20 protein-coding genes and 1 tRNA gene are annotated in these 22492 nt (G+C 70.0%); 13 read left to right on the top strand and 8 right to left on the bottom strand.

What is annotated here, in order from left to right:
- Positions 1 to 46: 46 nt before the first annotated feature.
- The 3 genes from ACFWBQ_RS16775 to ACFWBQ_RS16765 all read right to left on the bottom strand — a co-directional run bounded on the left by ACFWBQ_RS16775 (position 47) and on the right by ACFWBQ_RS16765 (position 3005).
- Positions 47 to 1693: a long-chain fatty acid--CoA ligase gene (locus ACFWBQ_RS16775; RefSeq protein WP_385488868.1), complete on the bottom strand. Its 1647-nt coding sequence runs from the start codon at positions 1691 to 1693 to the stop codon at positions 47 to 49.
- A gap of 183 nt (positions 1694 to 1876) precedes the next feature.
- A complete protein-coding gene (locus tag ACFWBQ_RS16770; RefSeq protein ID WP_385488865.1) occupies positions 1877 to 2431 on the bottom strand; it encodes a SigE family RNA polymerase sigma factor in 555 nt (184 codons plus the stop codon).
- A gap of 262 nt (positions 2432 to 2693) precedes the next feature.
- The gene (locus ACFWBQ_RS16765; protein ID WP_385488863.1) at positions 2694 to 3005 is read right to left on the bottom strand and encodes a hypothetical protein; all 312 of its coding nucleotides are present in this window, start codon (positions 3003 to 3005) and stop codon (positions 2694 to 2696) included.
- 298 nt (positions 3006 to 3303) lie between these two features.
- On the opposite strand from ACFWBQ_RS16765, the gene ACFWBQ_RS16760 reads away from it, so the two are divergent.
- On the top strand, positions 3304 to 4188 hold the full coding sequence (locus tag ACFWBQ_RS16760) for a bifunctional DNA primase/polymerase (protein WP_385488861.1): 885 nt from the start codon (positions 3304 to 3306) through the stop codon (positions 4186 to 4188).
- A 407-nt stretch (positions 4189 to 4595) separates the two neighbouring features.
- Here the strand turns inward: ACFWBQ_RS16760 and ACFWBQ_RS16755 are convergent.
- Positions 4596 to 4682 (bottom strand) — tRNA-Ser (locus tag ACFWBQ_RS16755).
- Positions 4683 to 4959: 277 nt separating this feature from the next.
- Complete coding sequence (locus ACFWBQ_RS16750) at positions 4960 to 5634, bottom strand: DNA-binding response regulator (RefSeq protein WP_385488859.1); 675 nt, start codon at positions 5632 to 5634, stop codon at positions 4960 to 4962.
- A 66-nt stretch (positions 5635 to 5700) separates the two neighbouring features.
- Here ACFWBQ_RS16750 and ACFWBQ_RS16745 point away from each other — a divergent pair, with 66 nt between their 5' ends.
- A complete protein-coding gene (locus ACFWBQ_RS16745; RefSeq protein ID WP_385488857.1) occupies positions 5701 to 6543 on the top strand; it encodes an aldo/keto reductase in 843 nt (280 codons plus the stop codon).
- A gap of 160 nt (positions 6544 to 6703) precedes the next feature.
- Entirely contained in the window at positions 6704 to 7273 is a 570-nt protein-coding gene (locus ACFWBQ_RS16740; protein ID WP_385488855.1) for a dienelactone hydrolase family protein, read from the top strand.
- Positions 7274 to 7517: 244 nt separating this feature from the next.
- Here ACFWBQ_RS16740 and ACFWBQ_RS16735 read toward each other — a convergent pair whose 3' ends face one another.
- Positions 7518 to 9008 (bottom strand): S1C family serine protease, encoded by a 1491-nt coding sequence (locus tag ACFWBQ_RS16735; protein ID WP_385488853.1) that lies wholly within the window; start codon positions 9006 to 9008, stop codon positions 7518 to 7520.
- A 197-nt stretch (positions 9009 to 9205) separates the two neighbouring features.
- Between ACFWBQ_RS16735 and ACFWBQ_RS16730 the strand changes: the two genes are divergently transcribed.
- From ACFWBQ_RS16730 to ACFWBQ_RS16720, 3 genes are all read left to right on the top strand, one after another.
- The gene (locus ACFWBQ_RS16730; protein WP_385488851.1) at positions 9206 to 10033 is read left to right on the top strand and encodes a glycerophosphodiester phosphodiesterase; all 828 of its coding nucleotides are present in this window, start codon (positions 9206 to 9208) and stop codon (positions 10031 to 10033) included.
- 53 nt (positions 10034 to 10086) lie between these two features.
- Entirely contained in the window at positions 10087 to 10680 is a 594-nt protein-coding gene (locus ACFWBQ_RS16725) for an ATP-binding protein (protein ID WP_385488848.1), read from the top strand.
- A 161-nt stretch (positions 10681 to 10841) separates the two neighbouring features.
- Entirely contained in the window at positions 10842 to 11807 is a 966-nt protein-coding gene (locus ACFWBQ_RS16720; protein WP_385488846.1) for a DUF5926 family protein, read from the top strand.
- Between the two features lie 707 nt (positions 11808 to 12514).
- Here the strand turns inward: ACFWBQ_RS16720 and ACFWBQ_RS16715 are convergent.
- The gene (locus ACFWBQ_RS16715) at positions 12515 to 13198 is read right to left on the bottom strand and encodes a bifunctional DNA primase/polymerase (RefSeq protein WP_385488843.1); all 684 of its coding nucleotides are present in this window, start codon (positions 13196 to 13198) and stop codon (positions 12515 to 12517) included.
- Between the two features lie 521 nt (positions 13199 to 13719).
- On the opposite strand from ACFWBQ_RS16715, the gene ACFWBQ_RS16710 reads away from it, so the two are divergent.
- Positions 13720 to 15207: a PP2C family protein-serine/threonine phosphatase gene (locus tag ACFWBQ_RS16710; RefSeq protein ID WP_385488840.1), complete on the top strand. Its 1488-nt coding sequence runs from the start codon at positions 13720 to 13722 to the stop codon at positions 15205 to 15207.
- 99 nt (positions 15208 to 15306) lie between these two features.
- A complete protein-coding gene (locus ACFWBQ_RS16705) occupies positions 15307 to 16782 on the top strand; it encodes an aminopeptidase P family protein (RefSeq protein WP_385488837.1) in 1476 nt (491 codons plus the stop codon).
- Between the two features lie 49 nt (positions 16783 to 16831).
- On the opposite strand, the gene ACFWBQ_RS16700 is transcribed toward ACFWBQ_RS16705, so the two are convergent.
- Entirely contained in the window at positions 16832 to 17434 is a 603-nt protein-coding gene (locus ACFWBQ_RS16700) for an ATP-binding protein (protein ID WP_385488834.1), read from the bottom strand.
- Positions 17435 to 17692: 258 nt separating this feature from the next.
- On the opposite strand from ACFWBQ_RS16700, the gene ACFWBQ_RS16695 reads away from it, so the two are divergent.
- From ACFWBQ_RS16695 to ACFWBQ_RS16675, 5 genes are all read left to right on the top strand, one after another.
- Positions 17693 to 18520 carry a hypothetical protein gene (locus tag ACFWBQ_RS16695; RefSeq protein ID WP_385488832.1) on the top strand — a complete coding sequence of 276 codons (828 nt, stop codon included), beginning with the start codon at positions 17693 to 17695 and terminating at the stop codon, positions 18518 to 18520.
- Between the two features lie 102 nt (positions 18521 to 18622).
- The gene (locus ACFWBQ_RS16690; RefSeq protein ID WP_385488829.1) at positions 18623 to 19363 is read left to right on the top strand and encodes a YcnI family protein; all 741 of its coding nucleotides are present in this window, start codon (positions 18623 to 18625) and stop codon (positions 19361 to 19363) included.
- A 43-nt stretch (positions 19364 to 19406) separates the two neighbouring features.
- Positions 19407 to 20063: an SCO family protein gene (locus tag ACFWBQ_RS16685; RefSeq protein WP_385488826.1), complete on the top strand. Its 657-nt coding sequence runs from the start codon at positions 19407 to 19409 to the stop codon at positions 20061 to 20063.
- A complete protein-coding gene (locus ACFWBQ_RS16680; RefSeq protein ID WP_385488823.1) occupies positions 20060 to 20503 on the top strand; it encodes a copper chaperone PCu(A)C in 444 nt (147 codons plus the stop codon). Before ACFWBQ_RS16685 ends, ACFWBQ_RS16680 begins: the two co-directional genes overlap by 4 nt.
- Before the next feature lie 14 nt (positions 20504 to 20517).
- Positions 20518 to 22491, top strand: a complete 1974-nt coding sequence (locus ACFWBQ_RS16675; protein WP_385488820.1) for a copper resistance CopC/CopD family protein — start codon at positions 20518 to 20520, stop codon at positions 22489 to 22491.
- The last annotated feature ends 1 nt before the right edge of the window (position 22492 follow it).

Below are 22492 nucleotides of genomic sequence, written 5' to 3'. Positions count from 1 at the left end.
CCCTCGCGTCGGACGGCCCGGCTCGGAGCCGGGCCCGGACCTCGGCTCAGAGCTGGGTGACGTCCAGCTCGCCGTCCGCGTACTGCTTGCGGATCACCTTCTTGTCGAACTTGCCCACGCTCGTCTTCGGCACTGCCGGAATGATCGACCAGCGCTCCGGCAGCTGCCACTTGGCGACCGACTGGGCGAGGAAGGTCCTGAGCGCCGCGTAGTCGGCCGTGGCACCCTCCTTCAGGACGACGGTCGCAAGTGGGCGCTCACCCCACTTCTCGTCGGGGACGGCGACGACCGCGGCCTCGGCCACATCGGGGTGCGCCATGATCGCGTTCTCCAGGTCGACGCTGGAGATCCACTCCCCGCCGGACTTGATGACGTCCTTGGCCCGGTCGGTGAGCGTGAGGAAGCCGTCGTCGCTGATCACACCGACGTCGCCGGTCTTCAGCCAGCCGTCCTCGCTGAACTTGTCCTCGGGGCGCAGGTCGTCACCGTCCGCACCGCCGTAGTACGCGCCGGCGATCCAGGGGCCCCGGACTTCCAGCTCACCCGCGGACTCTCCGTCCCAGGGCAGGTGCTCGCCGCCCGGTCCGACCAGGCGCCCCTCGACTCCGGCCGGGAAACGGCCCTGGGTGACGCGGTACGGCCACTCCTCCTCGGCGGTCAGCCCGGCGGGCGGGTTGGCCATGGTGCCGAGCGGCGAGGTCTCCGTCATTCCCCAGGCGTGGCAGAGGCGGACACCCAGCTTGTCGTAGGCCTCCATCAGGGAGGGCGGACAGGCGGCGCCGCCGATGGTGACGCGGGCCATGGACGTGAGGTCGCGCGGTTTGGCGGTGACCTCGGCGAGCAGGCCCTGCCAGATGGTGGGAACGGCAGCCGCGTGCGTCGGCCTCTCCTGCTCGATCATGTCGGCGAGTGGGGCCGGCTGGAGGAAGCGGTCGGGCATGAGCATGTTGACGCCGGTCATGAACGTCGCGTGCGGCAGCCCCCAGGCGTTCACATGGAACTGCGGGACGACCACCAGGGTCGTGTCCTTGTCCGTCAGGCCCATCGACTCGGACATGTTGACCTGCATGGAGTGCAGGTAGACGGACCGGTGGGAGTAGACGACGCCCTTGGGGTCCCCGGTGGTCCCGGAGGTGTAGCACATGGCGGCGGCCTGGCGTTCGTCCAGCTCGGGCCAGTCGTAGACGGTGGGGCGGCCGGCGATCAGGTCCTCGTACTCGTGGACCCGTGGCGCGACGCCCTCGAGTCCGGAGCGGTCGCCCGGCCCTGCGACGACCACGTGCTCGATGGACGGCAGACGGGGGAGCAGCGGTACGAGAAGCGGCAGCAGCGAACCGTTGACGAGAACGACCTTGTCGTCCGCGTGGTTGACGATCCACACCAGTTGCTCGGCCGGCAACCTGAGGTTGAGCGTGTGCAGCACGGCGCCCATGGAGGGAATCGCCAGGTATGCCTCTACGTGCTCCGAGTTGTTCCACATAAGGGTGGCGACCCGCTGATCGCCGTCGATGCCGAGCTCGTCGTGCAGGGCGTGGGCCAGTTGCGTGGCGCGCCTGCCGATCTCGGCGAAACTGCGCCGCTGCGGCTCTGGTTCGCCGGTCCAGGTCGTGACCTGTGACTTCCCATGGATGGTCATCCCATGCTTCAGGATGCGGGTCACAGTCAGCGGTACGTCCTGCATGGTGCTCAGCACGGCGTCCTCCCGGTGGGCGCTACGCGGCAGTAAGGTTGCGCTGATTCTGCTCACATACCGCTTGGTATGTCACTACTTCCGGGAGTACGAATCGGTGTCGGTCGGCAAAATCGGGCCGTCGCGGGCAACCGCCCGGCCTCATCGGACCCGGCCTCATCGGACCCGGCCTCATCGGACCGGACCTCATCGGACCGGGTTGAGCTCCGGATCCTCGCGGAGCTTCCCGAGCGCCCGTGACACGGCGCTCTTGACCGTACCGATGGACACCCCGAGGACATCGGCCGTCTGGACTTCGCTGAGATCCTCGTAGTACCGGAGGACGACCATGGCCCGCTGGCGGTCCGGGAGCTTCATCACGGCATGCCACATCGCGTCGTGCAGCGCCTGCCGCTCGGCGGGGTCGGGCGCGGGAGCGGCTTCCTTCTCGGGCAGCTCTTCGCAGGCGAACTCGTCGACCTTGCGCTTGCGCCATTGCGAGGTGCGGGTGTTCACCAGGGCCCGGCGGACGTATCCGTCGAGTGCCCGGTGGTCCTCGATCCGCTCCCAGGCGACATACGTCTTGGTGAGAGCGGTCTGCAGCAGGTCCTCGGCATCGCTCGGGTTCGCGGTGAGGGAGCGGGCGGTACGCAGCAGCACGGGGCCCCGTGCCCGTACGTACGACGAGAACGACGTGTAGCGAGGGTGTCCGGCAGAAGCAGCGACTGCCCTGGAGGCGCTGGTGCAGACTGACGTGGTCATAGCTCCACGCTAGGAGCGGGCACCGTCGAGGGGATCGGCCCCAGGTCCCGAAGCGACGTCCGCCTCAGGTTGTAGGGGTGGGGCGGACTCCACCTCCTGAAGGTGGAGGGACCATGGGCCGTCCTCAGGGTCCTCACCCCGGGGAAGGGGCGCATCGGCGTACCGCCCGAACGGTTCGAGCAGCGGTCGACGGGGCCACACCGGAGTGCCGCCCCGCCGACCGCCGCTCAGCCGGCCGGGCTTCCGGCCCCCGGCCGGGCGCTCACCAGAGCGGCGCGAAGTAGACCGCGACGATGTCCGTGGACTGGTCGATCGCCGTGAAGGCCGATCCGCTCACCTGGGCCGAATTGCTGTGGTTCGATGCGCCGGAGCCAACGGCCTGCTGCTGCGAAGTGGACGAATTGCCGGAGTTGTTCCCTCCGACGCCGGCGGACCCGATCGTCGCCACCGCCGCGTTCGACCCGTCGTTCGCGAACGAGCCGTTGTCGGCGACCGCGACACCGCCGAACAGTGCGGCAGCGAGAGGCAGGGCGGCAACGGCGGCGAGGGTACGAGCGGTGCGGGTGCTTGCCATGTCAATTCCTCCAATGAACCGAAAGTACTGCTCGGTAGGGCTGGTTCCGAAGCAGTTGGCCGACCGCCTCGGTGCTGGTCACGACGTCGCGAGACGAAAGTTGCCCACCGAATCCCTGGTGAACCACGCATGATTCCCGATTCCCCCGCAAGCATGAGGAACACCGGGTAAACCTCTCGCACACCCCCAAGCCGGCACACATCCTCACCCCGTGCCCCACACGGGAAGAAGCGTTCCGCCCCCTCGCCACCCCTCTACCCCCCTTTCTTTCTTCGAACATCTGTACGAACATGGTCCTATGGCCATCACCGACCGGCAGACCGCCACCCTGGCCCTGGCGCACGCGCTCTCCGCCGCCGAACGCGGGCTCCCCGTCTTCCCCCTGTCCGCCACCAAGCTCCCCGCACTGCGCTCCCCGCATCGCGACGAGGACCCTCCCGTCCACTGCCGGGGTGCCTGCGGACTGCCCGGTCACGGCGTCCACGACGCCACCACCGACCCGGCCGCCGTGCGGGCACTCTTCGCCGCCGCACCGCGGGCCACCGGATACGGGATCGCCTGCGGACGGCCTCCCCACCGCCTCATCGGCATCGACCTCGACATCGACGGCGCGCACGGCAACGACTCCGTGGCCGCGCTCCAGCAGATCGCCCTCCAGCACCTGTTCACCATCCCGGCCACTGTCACGGTGCTGACCCCCAGCGGTGGCCGCCATCTCTGGCTGACGGGGCCGTCCGGCATCTCCGTACCCAACTCCGCGAGCCGCCTCGCCCCCGGCATCGACGTCCGCGGAAGCGGCGGCTATCTGGTCGGCCCCGGATCGGTCACCACTCACGGCAGGTACCGGCTCGCCCCCGGCACGGCGCACCTCGCACCCGCCCCGTGCCCGCGCGCCCTCCTGCGCCTGCTCACGCCTCCGGCACGCCCCCACCACCCCACCGGCCGCCCTTCCCGCACCCGCCAGGGCCAGGGCCTCGTCCAGTTCGTGCTCGCCGCCCACGAGGGCCAGCGCAACACGCGCCTCTTCTGGGCAGCGTGCCGTGCTTACGAACACGGCTTCGGCGACGCACTCGCGGAGGCCCTGACCGACGCCGCAGTCCGCACCGGCCTCTCCGAGAAGGAGGCCCGCGCGGCGATCGCCTCAGCGGCCCGGCTGACCACGGAACGCCCCGAACACCCCTGACTCCACGCCCCGACCACGCCACCGCAGGGCGAGGGCCCGGAGCGCGCGCCCCAGTAGCCCCCGCACGGAGCGCATGCCCGCGGCCGGCCACACCTACCCAACAACTCGAGGACCTAGGGGCGTTGAGCCCGGCATACGGCGACGCCCGGGAAACCCGACGCCGGCGGGACACGACGGCACATCAGCAGGACGCAGACCCGACTCCGCCGTAGGTCCTCCAAAGCCCTTCACCCGTAAGCACGGGAGTGGGCGGGGCCCGGGGTGCGATGCGGGACGCCGGCCTCATCAGCTCGACCGTCCCCTGCCGTGCCCGATGCACAGGGAACTGATGGGGAACCACTGGCTGGCGGACAACGCCAAGAAGAGCGGCCCCCGACCGATTCACCCGGTCAGGGGCCGTTCATCTGCGGTGGGTGTGGGATTTGAACCCACGGTCACATCGCTGCGACGACGGTTTTCAAGACCGTTCCCTTAGGCCGCTCGGGCAACCCACCCTCGCCCCGCCTACCTGCAGCGGAGCGCCTACAGCGTACCGGGTCGTCGATCCTCCCGGGCCATCCTGGCCAGAGCTCGGCCACAGGCCTCTCCCGAAGACCGCGACTGCCGCTCGGAAGCCACCCACCGGACCGGTCCGCGCCCCAGGAGCAGGTCTCACGTTCGGCCCCCGGCACAGGGGCTGTTCACCGCCGTCCGGGGGGACTTCGGAGGGTGACGTGGTGGTCGGCCACCGGCCCATGGCGCCCAGGCGCGACGACCGCTGAAGGTGTGCGCTCACTGCGGTGGGAGGGGCAGCCCCAGCTCGCCCGCGCGCAGCCCGGCCTGGAAGCGGGAGTCGGCCTCGATCTTGACCATCAGCTCGGCCACCCGCCGTCGGTAGGTGCGTAGCGAGACGCCGAGCCGTTTGGCCGCAGATGCGTCGGTGAGTCCCGAGCCGAGGGCCTGGAGGATCACACGGCCGTCGGCATCGAGGTGGGGGATGTCGCTGCGCAGATAGGTGCCGAGATCGACGGAGGCGTCCCAGATCGCCCGAAACAGCGAATGGACGCCGTCGACCAGGATCTGCGACGTCGTCACGGTGTACTCACGGCCGGCGGGGGTCTCCCGGCCGGCGAGGATCATCACCCGCCGGTCGATGAGGATGGTCTCGTGCGGCAGCGGCGAGCTGCTGATCCGAACGAGAGCCCCCTTGCTCTGCACCAGCCGCAGGTGCGCGCGGCTCTCCTCCTCGGCGAGCGCTACCGGGCTGAGCAGCTTGCGAGAGGTGAAGCCCGGGGAATCCGTCGCACGCATCCGGTTCTGGATCGCTGCCCTGGCCTCCGGTTGCGACCAGGTCCTGAGGTCCCGGGCGGCGCACAGGAACTCGGTGCAGGCGGACTCGAAGAGATGGCCCGCACGCGCGATCAGCTCCACGTCCCCTCGGACTGAGAACACCTGTTCATTCCGCACCCCGCCAGTCTGGCAGCAAGCTGCCACGAGCTCGCCGGGCATCGTGACGGCGGACACCATGAATTCATGACCATCAAAACGTTCTCCCTCGGCGGGGACCTGACCATCAACCGGCTCGGATTCGGCGCAATGCGCCTGGCGATGGGCACCTTCGACGGCCCGTCGCGTGCCCCGGAGAGCGGCATCGCGGTGCTCCTGCGAGCCGTGGAACTGGGCGTGAACCACATCGACACGGCCGGCTTCTACGGCAGGGGAGCCGTGCGGGCCAACGAGCTGATCCGTACGGCGTTGACCCCCTACCGTGACGACCTGGTGATCGCGACCAAGGTCGGGCCACTGCCCGGACCGAACGGCGTGCCGAGCGGGCAGGCGGTGCCCGCTCAGCTGCGCGGCCTGGTCGAAGCGGATGTGCGCTCCCTCGGGCTGGACCGGCTCGACCTGGTCTATCTGCGCGTGGGCGGCATCACCGGGCCGGGCGGCGAGTCGATCGCCGAGCGGTTCGCCGTGCTGGCCGAGCTCCGCGCGGAGGGGCTGATCCGGCACCTGGGCGTCAGCAATGTCGACGCCGCCCAGTTCGCCGAGGCCCGGGCGATCGCGCCCGTCACGGCGGTGCAGAACCAGCACACCGATGACATGGGGCTGCTCGTGGAATGCGAGGAAGCGGGTATCGCGTACGTGCCGTACTTCCCGCTCGGCGGTGGCGGCAGCCCACTCGACACCGAACGGCTCGGCAAGGTCGCAGCACGCCTGGGCGCGACCACTGCGCAGGTGCAGATCGCCTCGCTGCTGGCGACCTCGCCGTCGGTGCTGGCGATTCCGGGCACCGGTTCTCTCGATCACCTGGAGGAGAACCTCGCGGCGAATGACCTCGATCTCAGTGATGTGGACCTGTCCGACCTGCGAGGCTGAGCGGTCGGCTCCGGAAGCCGGCTTGGCTGCCGTGCCCGGGGCGGCCGTGCGTGCACCATGGTGGCGCGGCCATGACGTCGGAGCGGGATGTCAGAGCTCAATCCTGGAGCGTGTGCTGAAAGCGGGTCACCGTTACGGCCCGGTACAGCACGATGCCCCCATGGCCCACATCGCGTTGTTCCACTCCGTTCTCGGCCTGCGCCCCGCCGAACTCCTCGCTGCCGAGCGACTGCGTGGCGCCGGGCATGAGGTCGTCACGCCTGACCTCTTCTGCGGCGAGACCGCCCCCACTCTCGACGAGGGGTTCCGGCTGGCCGACCGGATCGGCTGGGCGACGGTGGTCGAGCACGCTCGGCAAGCCCTCAGGGGTATGCCGGATGAGACCGTGCTCGCTGGTGTGTCCATGGGGGCCGGCGTCGTCGCCGATCTCTGGCCCGAGCGTCCCGCCACGGGGGGCGTTCTCCTCCTGCACGCCGCTGCCGACCTGCCCGTATCCGCTCGCCCCGGCCTCAAGGTGCAGTTGCACGCCGCGGATCCGGACGACTTCGCGCCACCCGAGCACGTTGCCGCCCTCCACCGGGCGGCACAAGAGTCCGGTGTCGACCTGCAGATCTTCCGCTACCCGGGCGCCGGCCACTTCTACACCGACCGTGACCTGCCCGACCACGACCCGGCCGCGGCCGAACTGACCTGGCGCCGGGTGCTGGACTTCCTCGGCCGCGCGAGCTGAGCTGCCATGGCAGTGACTGCCCTATCGAGGCGGTCTCCGAGTGACGGGACGAGCCGCGCGACGCCGCGGTCCTGGACACAGGTTGGCCACACAGACCGATCGAGCGTGAGATCCGGTGAGATCCAGCGGGGACGACCAGATACGCGGGAGGGGCTGCCGATGATCTCGGCAGCCCCTCCCGTCTGCAGCACCCTGTCGGTGGGCCGGACGCCCTCGGGCCGACGCGGAAGGCAGCCTCAGCCGGTCAGCTGTCGCCCTTGCGCTCGCCCAGGATCAGTTCGGCCGTTGCCGTCTTTCCGTCGCGCTTGTAGGTGAGCGTCACCTTGTCGCCCGGCTTGTGGGTCCAGATCTCGCCGATCAGGGTCGGTCCGCTCTCGACCACCGTGTCGTTGAACTTCGTGATCACGTCGCCGGCCTTCAACCCGGCCTTGGCCGCAGGCCCGTTCGGCGTGACTGCGGGGGTGCCTGCCGCGCCCTGGTCCGAGATGGTGGCGCCGCCGGTCTTCTCCTCCATCGTGACCGTCGCGCCGATCACCGGGTAGACCGGCTCACCGGTCTTGATCAGCTGCTCGGCGACGTTCTTCGCCTGGTTGACCGGGATGGCGAAGCCGAGGCCGATGGAGCCCGCCTGGGACTGGCCGGTGCCGCCCCCGGTGGTCGACTGAATGGCGGAGTTGATGCCGATGACCGCGCCGCCCGCGTCCAGGAGCGGACCGCCGGAGTTGCCCGGGTTGATCGAGGCATCGGTCTGCAGGGCGCTCATGTACGAGTTGTTGTTGCTGGAACCGTCGCCGGATGCGACCGGGCGGTCCTTGGCGCTGATGATGCCGGTGGTGACCGTGTTGGACAGACCGAACGGCGCGCCGATCGCGATGGTCGAATCGCCCACCGCGACCTTCTCCGAGTCACCGAGGGGCAGCGGAGTCAGTCCGTCCGGAGCGTTCTTCAGCTTCAGGACGGCTACGTCGTAGCCCTGCGCCCGGCCGACCACTTCGGCGTCGTACTTCTTGCCGTCCGAGAACGTCGCGGTCAGCTGGCCGTTGTCCGCCGCGGAGGCCACCACGTGGTTGTTCGTGAGGATGTGGCCCTCCTTGTCGTACACGAAGCCGGTACCCGTGCCGCCCTCGCCGTCGCCGGACTGCGCGTCGATGGTGACCACGCTGGGCAGGGCATCGGCCGCAACGCCCGCGACCGTGCCCGCGGCGCGCTTGAAGTCCTTCGGGCTGTTGGAGGCCGCCACCGTGGTCGACCCCGAGGAGGATCCCGTGTCGCTACGGTCGGCCGCCCAGTAGCCGAGGGCTCCGCCGACGCCGCCGGCGACGAGCGCAGCCACCGCGACGGCCGCGACCAGACCGCTCGCCGCGCGCCGCTTGCGGGGAGCTTCGTGCTCCGCCGTGGCCGGGGCGCCCCATACCGGGGTCCCGCCACCGTCCGCGTACGACGGCACGGCGGGAGGGGGCGGCGGCCAGGCTGCCGGGCCGGCAGGAGGCTGCTGCGACGGCGGCGGGTAGGGCTGTTCGGGCTGCGGCAGGGACGGCTCGGGGCCGGACCGGTGCGCGGCAGCCGGAATCTGCGCCGTCGGCGCGTCCGTGGGAGCAGCCGGGGTGGCCCCGGACGCAGGCGGGCCTCCCGGCGGGGTGCCTTCAGGAGCGGCAGCCGGCACGGGAGGTGCGGACGGAACAGACGGTACGGACGGAACCGTGTAGCCCTCGTCGCCCTCGTTCTCGGTGCTCACAGCTCTTTACTCCTCGGTTCCACTCGGCATTCGGCAAGAGATCCGCTGTGCACGTGTCTGCGGTCAGCTTTTCCCACAGCACGTCAGGCCACTGTAAGCAGGACCTGTGCATCCGCACACCAATCTTTACATCAGGCAAAACGGTCCCTCGTGACAAGGAGCCCGCACCCGCCGCGTCACGGTGACACCATGACGCGGTGACCCACGCACGGCAGCACAGCATGCCCCCTCCCATCCAGGTCATCGCCCACCGCGGAGCCTCGGACGATGCCCCCGAGCACACCCTGGCCGCCTACCGGAAGGCGATCGAGGACGGCGCCGACGCCCTGGAGTGCGACGTCCGCCTCACCGCCGACGGGCAGCTCGTCTGTGTGCACGACCGCAGGGTGAACCGCACCTCCAACGGACGCGGTGCGGTCTCCGCCCTGGAACTCGCCGACCTCGCCGCACTCGACTTCGGCTCGTGGAAGGACCACGAGGAGTCCCCGGACTGGGATCCGGTGCCGGGTGAGCTCACTTCCGTACTCACGCTGGAACGGCTCCTCGAGCTGGTCAGCGAGGTGCGGGGCACCGGGCGGCCGCTCCAGCTGGCCATCGAGACCAAGCACCCCACCCGCTGGGCCGGGCAGGTGGAGGAACGCCTGCTCCTGCTGCTCAAGCAGTTCGGTCTGGACAGTCCGCCGGCGGGCGGGCCCTCCCCCGTACGCATCATGAGCTTCTCCGCGCGGTCCCTCTATCGCATCCGGGCGGCGGCACCCACCCTGCCCACCGTCTTCCTGATGCAGTTCGTCTCGCCGCGGCTGCGCGACGGACGGCTTCCCGCCGGCGCCCGGATCGCCGGTCCCGGAATGCGGATCGTGCGCAGCCACCCCGGGTACATCGAGCGCCTGCACCGGGCCGGCCACCGCGTGCACGTCTGGACGGTGAACGAACCGGAGGACGTCGAGCTCTGCGCACGCCTCGGAGTGGAAGCAATCATTACAAATCGCCCCAAGCAGGTTCTTTCGCAACTGGGTCGCTTTTAACATCAGTTACAGGGGGTACACCGGCGCATTCGCTCCGCATTCGATCGTTACGAGTGCATCACCGGCAGGGCTTTGGCCGGTTTCCGGTGAAGCCCAGGGGGGCATCCAATCCGTGGCGTGGGGCAAAGGAGGTCTCGGGGGTGGCGTTGGTGGTGGCACAAGAGGTGCCCACGTCGTCGAGCATGGCCGTACCTCATGGCCCTGCAGGCGTGGGGCAGGCACGGCACTGCATGCGCGAGCAGCTGCGCAGCAACGGGGTGTCGGACACGGTTGTCGACGATGCTGTATTGATCCTTTCCGAACTTCTCAGCAACGCCTGCCGTCACGGCAGGCCGCTGGGTCAGCACGCAGAGGTCGGTGACGGCGATATTCGCGCCGCATGGCGTGTCGACAGAACGGGCGGACTGACGGTCGAGGTCACGGACGGGGGCGGCCCGACCAGGCCGATTCCGGCCACCCCGTCGGTCACCGCGCGCGGCGGACGGGGGCTCAACATCATCAGCGCCCTCGCCCAGGAATGGGGCGTGCGGGACGACACCTCGGGTGAAGTCACCGTGTGGGCCCTGGTCTCGGCGGATCACGGGCTCGGCCCGCTGGGTGGAATGGACTTCGCCGACGCTTTCGACGCCTTCGACGACGCAGGCTGAAGCGGCTCGGCAGGAGCGGCGCGGGTGGCCATGGGCCGGGATCCGGGCGGATCCACGGACACGGGGCTGCGGCGGCCCGGCGGCGGGTGTGACCCCGCAGCGGCTGGGGCGGCTAGGCTCGCGCCGGAGACCGCACCGTCACAATCGGGAGAACGCCCACCATGGCCAAGAAGCGCCCTCAGTCCAAGGCCGGGAAGCAGCAGCTCAAGGATGGTGACATCCCGGTTGTCGGGGCCCGCGAGCCCTGCCCGTGCGGTTCGGGCCGCCGGTACAAGGCGTGTCACGGACGCGCCGCCGCCCAGGCCGTGACCGAGCTGGTCCAGCGCCCGTTCGAGGGACTTTCCGGGGAGTGCGACTGGATCGCCCTGCGCGAACTGGTGCCCGCCGCCACGGTCGAGCTGACGCTGAAGGGCGGCCTGCCCGAGGGCGTACCGTCCGTGACGCTCGCGACCGTACTGCCGATGGCATGGCCGGCTCTGCGCCGCGACGACGGTTCCATCCTGCTCGCCCTGCAGAACGACACCTCCTCCGGCGACCTCAGCCGCGACCTCGCCGACACCCTGCAGCGGGCGCTGGAGGCGGAGCCCGGTTCACCGGTCGCCGCCCGCCGGGTCCCCGCCGACGGCCCGCGACTGCAGGACGTCCTCGACCTCGGGGCCGCGTTCGAGCCGGTTGTGCACCCGGGCTTCGAGTTCTGGATCCCGGACGCGGAGAACGCCACGCCCGAGGTGTCCGCATCTCTGGAACGCGCCAATGCCGCGGCGATCCCGACCACGCTGCTTTCCGGTGTGGACGCCGCGTACTGGTGCGAGACGCCGGAGAAGAACCACCTGCGCTGGGTCATGCCCCACCCGGAGGAGCAGCTCCTGGACGCGCTCGCACGCCTGCACGCGGCGGGCGCCTCCTCGCTCGGCGAGGGGACGCGGCTGGTCGGTTCCTTCCGGGCGCACGGGCTGATGGTCCCGGTCTGGGACCTGCCGGTCGCGATGGGTGCCGAGGACTGCGAGAAGCCGGCGGCGCAGTTCGCGGAGCGGCTCGCCGAGGCTCTCGTGTCGGACGCCCCGCTCACCGGCGAGGAGCGGCGGGCACGCGGTGGGCTCACCAACCGCCAAGTGACGCTCAGCTGACAGTGACGACGCCGCGGACCGTTCGGTGACCCCGGTCACAACTCGCCGTACTCGCGAGTAAATCGCTGTCCGAATAGGCGAGATCGAATTTGCTCACAGCAGATCTCTTGTTACCGTTCTGGAAGCCCGGTCGCTGGTGCATCCCCCGTCGCCAGCGGCCGGGCGTCCGCATTTCCGGTACGGCTTGACGGGGCGCACGCCGGAGCACCGGCGGATCACCTCCGCCACGGCGCCCTGGCCGCACCCGGCCCCGGCGCCCCCTCCGCGCACTCGCTCTGCCACCGGTACACGCCTCGGCCTCTGCGCGCAGGGCAGGTTCCCCTGCGCACCCGAAGGTCCGGGAACCCCGGCGCGCGCCGTCTTTCCTCAGGGCTACGGGCGGTGACGGGGCGTTCGCTTTCGGACAGATGTCCGGGACTCAAAGAGGCACCCCTACGAATGGGGCGAGGGCCCCGCAAGAACATTCACATCGACTTCCGCTCCCACACCGTTTCCGTAATTTTCTACGGAAAGGTCATCAGAAAGCCTGCCATCAGCGGCTTTTACGCCTGGCACAGGGATTCATGGATTCGGGCCGGGGAAGAAATGCGCTCGCCCCGCTCGTGCCCGCCCGGCTGATGACGCAGAACACGGGCGGACTCACACCCTTACGAGTGAGCCGCCCGTCGTTCCTGCGTCAGCCGTTTCCCGCATCCATCACCGGTCTGTCAGTACGCAAGCCGGCTGCCACCGCCCGGAGCGCTGTTGCTCGCCTCGACGAGTGCGTCGAGAACCGACTCCACATCCGGGAGCCACGGCGCGGCAGGGCCTGCCATCGGTGCCCGTTCCCAGCGCACCTGCCCCGTACCCACCTCGGACGGAGGCAGGATGAGATAGCCGCCCTCGCCGTGGAACCTCAGCGAGCTGGGCACCCGGTCCTTGGCGTGCAGCAGCTCTCCGAGCCGTTCCAGCGTGTACGGAGCGACCAGCAGCGACCAGCGGGTCGGCGTGGCCACCACCGGACCGAGTCTCAGCCCCATCGCGTCGAGCGCGGTCAGCGCCCGGGCGCCCGCCACGGCCGGCAGGCTCAGCGCACAGGGCGCCTGGCCACCGGTGGCCAGCACGACGGGAGCGGTGGGCCGGTTGGTCCACCACCAGCGCACCATGCGCGCGTCGGTGGTCGCCGCAAGGAGACCGGGGTCGAAGGGATGTGCGCCGGGCACGGCGCACTCGGGATCGGGGCAGGCACAGCCGCGGCCGCGCTCGCCGCGCACACCCGCCGTCGCCAGCCCCGCTCCGGGGAGCACGGGCCACTTCCAAGCGGTGGCACAGGTCAGCGCCGCGTCGAGCTGGGCGGGACTTCCCTTGCGCCGGGGCCGGTGCCTGCGTCGCCTTCCGAGGATCTCGCGCATGAGCGCTCGTTCCTTTCCGTTGAACGCCGAGGTCCACATCACAGCACGTGTTCGTTACACCACGTGTGCGTCTCTTTGCTGTACGTGCATGCTCACCGGGCTGCAGTACGGACAGGCAGTCCGCGCCGAGCGTGAGCCGAGCCGAGCAGAGTGGAACCGAACAGAATGGAGCTGAGCCGAGTCGAACCGTGTGGAACCGAGCCGAGTCCAGTCAATACATCGCGCGGGCGGCGTGCGCATCGCACTCGCCGTCCCTTGTGCAAACCCCGCCACTCGGGGGTGGGGGTGCGGCCGTCACAGGTGAGGACGTCCGGGCGCGCTGTCGGGTTCCGGGGCGATCGCAACTGCCCCTGGCCATCAACGGTTACGTACCCAGCATGCCCGGAATGACGCTCCCTCCGGCACTTCACCCCGAGGGCTCCCCCTGTCGAGCACACCCAGTCGACCGCAAATAGCTGCACGGGGGTGCATTTTTTGGCCAACTTAACAGACCCTTGGACACCACAAATATCGCAAGGACAATGCTGGACATCGCCTTACTTGTACGTGTACATGTGGATGTACTGATAGCGGCGCAGAATGACATGGGGGTTTGCGATGCTATTCGACGAAACACACCGGTCGGAAAGTCGACTGCCATGAGCGCCCCACACCTGCCGAAAGTGGCTGGAATCGATCCCATGGTTCCCGTTTCAACGCACACTGCAGCACCTCTCAAGGCCGTGCCCGCCGCTCCGGGAGCGTTCATCCAGGACCGCCTGGCGGGCTGGGTGTCCGACCTCACCACGCTGCACGAACTCACCGAGCGACTGGCCGGAACCAGCACCCTCGACAGCGCCCTGCACGAACTGCTCGGCGCCGGAGCGGCTCTGGTCGGAGCCCGCCGCGGACTCCTGGTCCTCGAACCGGCCGACGGCGGCGGTCCATCCCTCACCATCGGTCTCGGCCTGGCCCACGCCGAACTCGGGCACATCGAGACCGTGCCTCGCAGCGCCACCTCCTACGGCCGCTTCCTCGACGGCCTCCCGGACACCGACACCCCACTGGCCAGCCCCGACATCCTCGGCGACGACAGCATCGACCCCCGCTGCCGCGAAGTCGCCGCCACCCTCGGATACGCCGCCAGCTACACCCTGCCGCTCGCCACCGGAACCGCCGGCCGGCTCGGCGCGGCCATCTGGCTGTACGACGAGCCCGCCGAACCACTGGAACGCCAGTGCCACCTCGTCGGCCTGTACGCCCGCTACGCCGCAGAGCACCTCGCCCGCCTCCTGGAACTGGAACGCGCCAGGGCGGATGCCGCGATCATCGCCGAGGAACTGCTCCCCAGCCGGCTGCCCCGAGTACCCGGCGTACGGCTGGCCGCCCGCCACCGGACCGCCCCGAAGGGCGGCGGCGACTGGTACGACGCACTCCCTCTCCCGGACAACGCGCTCGGCCTGGCCGTCGGCTCGGTGGGCGGTTCCGGTCCAGGCGCCCTGGCCGCGATGGGCCGGCTCCGCGCAGGCCTGCGGGCGTACGCCGTCATGGAGGGCGAGGACCCCGTCGCCGTACTCTCCGATCTCGAACTTCTGCTGCGGCTGACCGAACCGGCCTGCGCCGCCACCGCGCTCTACGCCTACTGCGAACCCGAGCGCCGCACGATCCTGCTGGCCGGGGCCGGACACACCCCGCCGCTCGTCATCGGTGACCGGCGCACCGAGTTCGTGGAGACGACACTCTCCGCGCCCCTGGGGATGCTGGCCTGCTGGGAGGCACCGAGTGTGGAGTTCACGCCCGCCCCCGGCGAGACCGTGCTGTTCTACACCGACGGGCTGCTGCGCCGCACCGGTGATTCCATGGACCGGGCGTTCGCACGACTTCACGCTGCGGCCGCAGGCGTCCCGAAGGCTCTGCGCCACGACCCCGGAGCCATCGCCGACCATGTCCTGCGGACCGTCCTGCCCGACGGCCTGGACCGGAGCGACAACACCGAGGACGTGGTCATGCTGGCCGCGTACTTCGACTGACGGCCTCACCGGACCTGTAAGAGGTCTTCCGACCCTGGGCCCCCTTCCGTACGCCCGTACGATGGATGGGGTCCAGTGTCGTATAAGGAGAGACAAATCGTGTCTGAGGAGCTCACCCCGGAGACCCCGGAAGCCACCGAAGCAGAGCCGATCAAGCAGCGGAAGAACGGCCTGTACCCGGGCATTTCCGATGAGCTCGCCGAGAGCATGAAGTCCGGTTGGGCCGACACCGAGCTCCACGGCCTCGAGCCGATCGCCCAGGCGCAGTACACCGCCGCCCGCCGCGCCGCGCTCTCCGCGCGCTTCCCCGGCGAGCGGCTCGTCATCCCCGCGGGCAACCTGAAGACCCGCTCCAACGACACCGAGTACGCGTTCCGTGCTTCCACGGAGTACGCCTACCTCACCGGCGACCGGAACCAGGACGGCGTCCTGGTGCTCGAGCCGACCGGCTCCGGCGACGCGGCCGCGCACGACGCGACGGTCTACCTGCTGCCCCGCTCCGACCGCGAGAACGGGGAGTTCTGGCTCGACGGCCAGGGCGAGCTCTGGGTCGGCCGCCGCCATTCCCTCGTCGAGGCCGAGCAGCTGCTGGGCATCCCGGCGAAGGACGTCCGTGAGCTCCCGGCCGCGCTGACCGAGGCCACCGGTCCGGTACGCAACGTCCGTGGCCACGACGCGGGCATCGAGACCGCCCTGACCGACAAGGTCACCGCCGAGCGCGACGAAGAACTGCGCGTCTTCCTCTCCGAGGCCCGCCTGGTCAAGGACGCCTTCGAGGTCTCCGAGCTGCAGAAGGCCTGTGACGCCACGGCACGCGGCTTCGAGGACGTCGTGAAGGTCCTCGACAAGGCCGAGGCGACGAGTGAGCGCTACATCGAGGGCACGTTCTTCCTGCGCGCCCGGGTCGAGGGCAACGACATCGGCTACGGCTCGATCTGCGCGGCCGGCCCGCACGCCACCACGCTGCACTGGGTCCGCAACGACGGCGCCGTCCGCTCCGGTGAGCTGCTGCTCCTCGACGCGGGTGTGGAGACCGACGAGCTCTACACCGCAGACGTGACGCGTACGCTGCCGATCAACGGCACGTTCACCCCGCTGCAGCGGAAGATCTACGACGCCGTGTACGAGGCCCAGGAGGCGGGCATCGCGGCCGTCAAGCCCGGCGCCGCCTTCCGTGACTTCCACGACGCCGCGCAGCGCGTCCTCGCCGAGAAGCTCGTCGAGTGGGGCCTGCTGGGCGACCTGTCCGTGGAGAAGGTCCTGGAGCTGGGCCTGCAGCGCCGCTGGACCCTGCACGGCACCGGCCACATGCTCGGCATGGACGTCCACGACTGCGCCGCCGCACGCACCGAGTCGTACGTCAACGGCATTCTGGAGCCCGGCGTGTGCCTCACGGTCGAGCCCGGACTGTACTTCCAGGCCGACGACCTGACCGTGCCCGAGGAGTACCGGGGCATCGGCGTCCGGATCGAGGACGACATCCTCGTGACCGAGGACGGCAACCGGAATCTGTCCGACAAGCTGCCGCGCCGGGCCGACGAGGTCGAGGCATGGATGGACCGGCTCAAGGGCTGACACGGACGGTGCGCAGGGCCGTGCCCCGTGCGCCGGGAGGGCGCGCTGCTCAGGACACCATGAGCAGCGCGCCCTCCCGCCATTTCAGGACCTTGTCGAAGCTCACCACCGCGCCACGCCCCGGGCGGTTGCCGAAGTGGACGTGATCGGCGAGCTGTTCGATCAGCCCGAGTCCCCGGCCGCTCTCCGCCATGGCCGGCGGCGCTCCCGCCGGGTGTCCGCCTGCCGTGCGCGCGGGCGACGGACAACCGGCCGGGGGGTGCCCTGCGGACGGCTGCGGTTCCGCCGGGGGGTGCCCTGCGGACGGCTGTGCGGCGGTGCGAAGCGTGCGCCGGGTGGGGAACCCGGGCCCCGAGTCGGCGACTTCGATACGGCATTTCTCGCCGTCCAGATAGGCGGTGACCCGGTACTGGCCGGAGCCACCTCCGGGCTGCTCGTCGCCGGTACGACCGGGGCCGACGAGGTCACCGGCGTCTCCCAGGTCGCCGCCGTGTTCCACGGCGTTCGCACAGGCTTCGCTGAGCGCGACCGACAGGTCGTAGGAGATGTCCGGATCCACCCCCGCGGTCTCCATGGTGCCGAGCAGAAAACGACGGGCGAGCGGAACGCTCGCAGCTTCGCGCCGCAAATGGAGTGACCACCACATGCTCATGCTCCAGCCTCCTGGCTGCGGCTCGACATACCGTTACGTATTGCCGCGCAGAGCACTTCGTAAGCACGGATCGGCTGTGACAGCGCTCATTCGGCGGATGCGAATGCTCCGTATACGGGTGTATGCCCCACCCCGCGGCCGCCACGTAGCGCTCCTGAACAGCCGCAACATTCCCCGATCACCCTCGATGCGGACGGATGCCGACCTTCCGGACCTGCCGTACGGGAGCAGGGGGCGCAGTGCGATGATGTCCCGGCCATGTCTATGCCTGTCGCACGCGCCGGAGCCGGTCTGCGGCTTCTGAGGACCGCGGTGTTCACCGCGGTCTGCGTCGTGCTGGCCGCGGCAGGACACACGCTCGCCGCCGGCACGGCCGTGCCCGGGTGGACACTCCTGGCCGGATTCCTCGCAGTCTTCGCCGCTGCGGCAGTGCTCGCCGGGCGCGAGCGGTCGCTCCCCTCGATCACCGCCGCCCTCGCGACCGGACAGATCGCCCTGCACATCCTCTTCGGACCGGGCCGCCACGCGCCGGGCTCCGCGATGACGTCCGGGGACGACTCGTTGATCCGGTTCGCCGCCGGGCTGGTATGCGGTGCCGGGCCGGCGCAGCTGAGCGCCGGTGAGGCCCATCGCATCGTCACCACCGCAGGCATCGACCCGACGACCGTGACGCACGCACACACCCACCTCGCATCCGGCGGGGCGGCCGCCACGGACGCCGCTTCCGCGGCCGATACGGGCGCCCTGATGTCGGGTCTGCTGCCGAGCCTGCCCATGTTCCTCGGGCATCTGCTTGCCGCACTCGCGACCGGCTGGCTCCTGCGGCGCGGCGAGATCGCACTCTTCCGGCTGGCCAGGCTCTCGGCGTACGGCGGCCGGCAGCTTGCGGCCGGAGCCAGGCTGCGGGCACTGCGGGCAGCCATGGCCCTCGTACGCACACTGCGTGCGGGACTTCCGGGGCGCCCCACGACCGGGCCGCTCCTTCCCCGTACCGCCATGGACGCTCCGGCGCCCGCCACCGGGGATCCTCTGCAGCACATGGTGATCAGGCGCGGACCTCCGCCCGTATACGTACGCGCAGCCTGACGCGACTCCTCCCCCGGATCCCGGAGAAGAGCTGTCGCGATGCCGTCGCGCACCCGCGCGACGGGCCACCCTTTTCCTTGTGCCTGTGGAGTGATCCCTGCCATGAACGTTTCACGCATCGCCATCGCGGGCGGCGTCGCCGCATCCACCGTCCTGCTGCTCGCCGGTCCGGCCTCCGCACACGTCAGCGTGCAGCCGCAGGGCGTAGCCGCCAAGGGCAGCTACGCCACCATCAACTTCAAGGTCCCCAACGAGCGCGACGACGCCTCCACCACCAAGCTCGAGGTGAATTTCCCGACCGACCACCCGCTGTCCTCCGTCAGCCCGCAGGCAGTGCCCGGCTGGAAGATCGAGATCACCAAGAGCAAGCTGGCCAAGCCGCTCGACGTGCACGGCAAGAAGATCAACGAGGCCGTTTCCAAGGTCACCTGGACCGCCGACGGCACCGGAATCGCGCCCGGCTACTTCCAGCAGTTCCCGCTCTCGGTCGGACAGCTCCCCGAGGACGCCGACCAGCTGGTCTTCAAGGCCCTGCAGACGTACAGCAACAAGGAAGTCGTCCGCTGGATCGAGGAGCCCACCGCGGGTGGCGACGAGCCCGACAGCCCGGCGCCCGTCCTCAAGCTGACCGCTGCTGCGGCCGACGCCCACGGTGCCGCCGCGGACGACAAGAGCGGCGAGGCGGCCGCGGAGCATGCCAAGGACACCACCGCGTCCTCGAAGACCGCGTCCTCGTCCTCCGACAGCGACAGCACCGCACGTGTTCTGGGCATTGTCGGCATCGTCATCGGTATCGCAGGCGTGGCGTTCGGCGTGCTCGCAGGCCGTCGCCGTACTGCCTGACCCACCGGCCCCACCCGCACCACAGACCAGGAAACAGCTCTCCATGCGCAACAAGAAGACAGTGCTGGCCGCGGCGTTCGCCGCCGTGGCCGCACTGACCCTCTCGGCCTGCGGCAATGACGACGCCTCGGCGGACAAGTCCGTCGCCGACGTCTCCGTCGAGTCCGAGGCGAAGGCTGCGACCGTGCTCGATCAGCCGTTCACCAAGCCCAACCTCGTCCTCACCGACACGCACGGCAAGACGTACGACCTCCGTGAGCAGACCAAGGGCAAGCCGACGCTCATCTACTTCGGCTACACCAACTGCCCCGACGTATGCCCGCTGACCATGAGCAACATCGCGCTCGCCAAGCGGGCACTGTCCGAGGCCGATCGGGACAAGCTCCAGGTCGTCTTCGTCACCACGGATCCCGAACGGGACACCCCGGCGTCCCTGGGCAGCTGGCTCAAGGCCCAGGACCCCGAGTTCACCGGCCTCACCGGCGACTTCCCGACCATCCAGGCGGGAGCACGGCAGATCGGCATCGGCATCGACCCGCCGAAGAAGGAGAAGGACGGCACGGTCGTCTCGATGCACGGGGCCCAGGTCATCGCGTTCTCCCCGAAGACCGACAAGGGGTACGTGCTGTACGGCGAGGACACCACGGCCGACGACTACACCAAGGACCTCCCCAAGATCATCAAGGGGGAGAAGCCGTGAACCACCGCACGGCTCTGGTCGGCGCCCTGGCCCTCACCACGGGTCTGGCGCTGACGGGGTGCTCCTCGGACAGCAAGCCCGAACTGAAGGTGACCGGCGCCTTCATGCCGCAGCCCGTCGGCGACATGGCGGCAGGCTTCCTCGTCGTGAAGAACAGCGGCGGTACCGACCGGCTCACCTCGGTGAGCAGCTCCCTCTCGGACCACGTCACCATTCACGAGACGAAGAACCAGGCCATGCGGATGGTCTCCTCGTTCGAGGTGCCCGCCGGTGGCGAGCTCGACCTCGAACGCGGTGGCAGCCACATCATGTTCATGGACCTCAAGCAGCGGCCCAAGCAGGGCGAAACGGTCTTTTTGGAACTGCACTTCGAGACGGCCGACCCCATCAAGGTCGACGTTCCCGTGAAGGAGACCACCTACAACCCGAAGAAGCAGTGAGGTACTGACACCCCATGACAGCCACCGCCCCGCCCTTCGGGCCCTCCCCGACACGACGGCCGCTCGCCGCGGTCGCGCTCCTCGCCGCGCTGATCAGCCTGCTGTTCGGCCTGGTGCTGGCAGGCGCGAGTCCCGCGTCCGCGCACGCCGCCCTCACCGGGAGCGACCCGCAGGACGGGGCGGTGGTCGCCACCGCCCCCAAGGAGGTCACGCTCACCTTCTCCGAACAGATCGCCATGGGCGAGGACTCGATCCGCGTCCTCGACCCGAGCGGGAAGCGGGCCGACACCGGAGCCCCCCGTGACCTGCAGAGCGGCGCCGTGCAGTACGGCATCACGCTCCACGGCGGTCTGCCCGACGGCACCTACACCGTGGCCTGGCAGGCCGTCTCCGCGGACAGCCACCCGGTGTCCGGCGCCTTCACCTTCTCCATCGGCGCCCCTTCGCAGACCTCGGTCGCGCTCCCCTCCGACGAAGCCGGTGGCGGCCTCGTCGGAACGCTCTACGACATCGCGCGCTACGCCGCCTACGCCGGATTCATCCTCCTCGCCGGTGGCTCCGCCTTCGTGCTCGCCTGCTGGCAGCGCGGGGCGGGCGCCCGGCCGATGCAGCGCCTCGTCGTACGCGGCTGGGTCACACTCACTGCGGCCACCCTCGTCATGCTGCTCCTGCGCAGCCCGTACACCGGCTCCGGCAAGCTCGCGGACGCCTTCGACCTCGACGGTCTGCAGACCGTTCTCGACACCAAGCCGGGGGCTGCGCTGGTCTCCCGACTGCTCCTCCTCGGCGCCTCCGCGCTCTTCATCGCCGTCCTGTTCGGGGCGTACGCCAAGCGCGAGGACGAGAAGGAGAAGCAGGACCTCACCTTCGGGCTCGCCGTCGGCGGAACCGTCATCGCGGCGGGGATCGCAGGTACGTGGGCCCTGGCCGAGCACGCCTCGACCGGCATCCAGCCGGGCATCGCCATGCCGGTCGACGTACTGCACCTGCTCGCCGTCGCCGCCTGGCTCGGCGGGCTCGCCGCGCTGCTGGTCGCCCTGTACCGGACCCCGGACATCACGAGCGGCGCGGTGCGGCGGTTCTCCCGCATGGCGTTCGGCAGCGTGCTCGTACTCACCGCGACCGGGCTCTACCAGTCCTGGCGACAGGTGGGTTCGTGGTCCGCGCTGACCGACACCCGGTACGGACAACTGCTGCTCATCAAGGTGGCCCTGGTTGCCGTACTCGTCGGCGTCGCGTGGATCTCCCGGAGGTGGACGGGACGGCTGGCAGGGAATGGGGATCGGGCCGAGGCCGGGACGGAGAGTCCTGCGGCCGAGGCGGAGAGTCCCGGCGCCGGGGACGAGACGGAGAGTCCTTCCGTGGGCGCCGGGACGGAGAGTCCTGCAACGGGGGACACCGAAGAGGTGGGCCCCGAGCGCGCCGCGCAACTCACCAGGCAGCGTGCCGCTCTGACGGCGACGAAGGAGAAGCGCGCCCGGGACGCCGATCCGGACCGCGCCGGACTGCGCCGCTCGGTCATGGTGGAGACGGGCATCGCCGTGGTGCTGCTCGCGGTCACGACGGTCCTGACGTCCACCGAGCCCGGACGCACCGAGGAGGAGGCCGCCCGCAGCAACTCGGCGGCGGCCGCACCCGTGACCAGCGGGCAGATAAACCTGAGCCTGCCGTTCGACACGGGCGGCCGGAACGGCAAGGGGACCGTACGGCTGGACATCGCCCCCGGCGGGACCGGCTCCAACGGCGTGCACGTGTGGGTCGACGGGCCGGGCAGCCGCCCGATGGATATTCCCGAGGTGAAGCTCGCCTTCACTCTGGAGTCCAAGGACATCGGCCCTCTGCCCGTCGTCCCCGACCGTCTCACCGCAGGTCACTGGACGGCCGGCGGTGTACAGATCCCGATGGCGGGCGACTGGAAGGTCACGGTGACCGTGCGTACCTCGGACATCGACCAGACGACCGTCGACAAGAACGTGAAGATCGGCTGAG

Origin of the sequence: Streptomyces sp. NPDC060035, from assembly GCF_042736635.1 — a bacterium.
Classification (GTDB): Bacteria; Actinomycetota; Actinomycetes; order Streptomycetales; family Streptomycetaceae; genus Streptomyces.
The sequence above is the reverse complement of the archived record's forward strand: the minus strand, read 5'-3'. Positions and strand labels throughout refer to the sequence as shown.

What these genes read in the sequence shown, in the direction of transcription:
- ACFWBQ_RS16720 (WP_385488846.1), top strand. Translation starts at nt 10,842, where the DNA reads ATGGCCAAGAAGCGCCCTCAGTCCAAGGCCGGGAAGCAGCAGCTCAAG.
- ACFWBQ_RS16675 (WP_385488820.1), top strand. Translation starts at nt 20,518, where the DNA reads ATGACAGCCACCGCCCCGCCCTTCGGGCCCTCCCCGACACGACGGCCG.
- ACFWBQ_RS16710 (WP_385488840.1), top strand. Translation starts at nt 13,720, where the DNA reads ATGCTGGACATCGCCTTACTTGTACGTGTACATGTGGATGTACTGATA.
- ACFWBQ_RS16740 (WP_385488855.1), top strand. Translation starts at nt 6,704, where the DNA reads ATGGCCCACATCGCGTTGTTCCACTCCGTTCTCGGCCTGCGCCCCGCC.
- ACFWBQ_RS16760 (WP_385488861.1), top strand. Translation starts at nt 3,304, where the DNA reads ATGGCCATCACCGACCGGCAGACCGCCACCCTGGCCCTGGCGCACGCG.
- ACFWBQ_RS16690 (WP_385488829.1), top strand. Translation starts at nt 18,623, where the DNA reads ATGAACGTTTCACGCATCGCCATCGCGGGCGGCGTCGCCGCATCCACC.
- ACFWBQ_RS16770 (WP_385488865.1), bottom strand. Translation starts at nt 2,431, where the DNA reads ATGACCACGTCAGTCTGCACCAGCGCCTCCAGGGCAGTCGCTGCTTCT.
- ACFWBQ_RS16745 (WP_385488857.1), top strand. Translation starts at nt 5,701, where the DNA reads ATGACCATCAAAACGTTCTCCCTCGGCGGGGACCTGACCATCAACCGG.
- ACFWBQ_RS16695 (WP_385488832.1), top strand. Translation starts at nt 17,693, where the DNA reads ATGTCTATGCCTGTCGCACGCGCCGGAGCCGGTCTGCGGCTTCTGAGG.
- ACFWBQ_RS16685 (WP_385488826.1), top strand. Translation starts at nt 19,407, where the DNA reads ATGCGCAACAAGAAGACAGTGCTGGCCGCGGCGTTCGCCGCCGTGGCC.
- ACFWBQ_RS16765 (WP_385488863.1), bottom strand. Translation starts at nt 3,005, where the DNA reads ATGGCAAGCACCCGCACCGCTCGTACCCTCGCCGCCGTTGCCGCCCTG.
- ACFWBQ_RS16715 (WP_385488843.1), bottom strand. Translation starts at nt 13,198, where the DNA reads ATGCGCGAGATCCTCGGAAGGCGACGCAGGCACCGGCCCCGGCGCAAG.
- ACFWBQ_RS16700 (WP_385488834.1), bottom strand. Translation starts at nt 17,434, where the DNA reads ATGAGCATGTGGTGGTCACTCCATTTGCGGCGCGAAGCTGCGAGCGTT.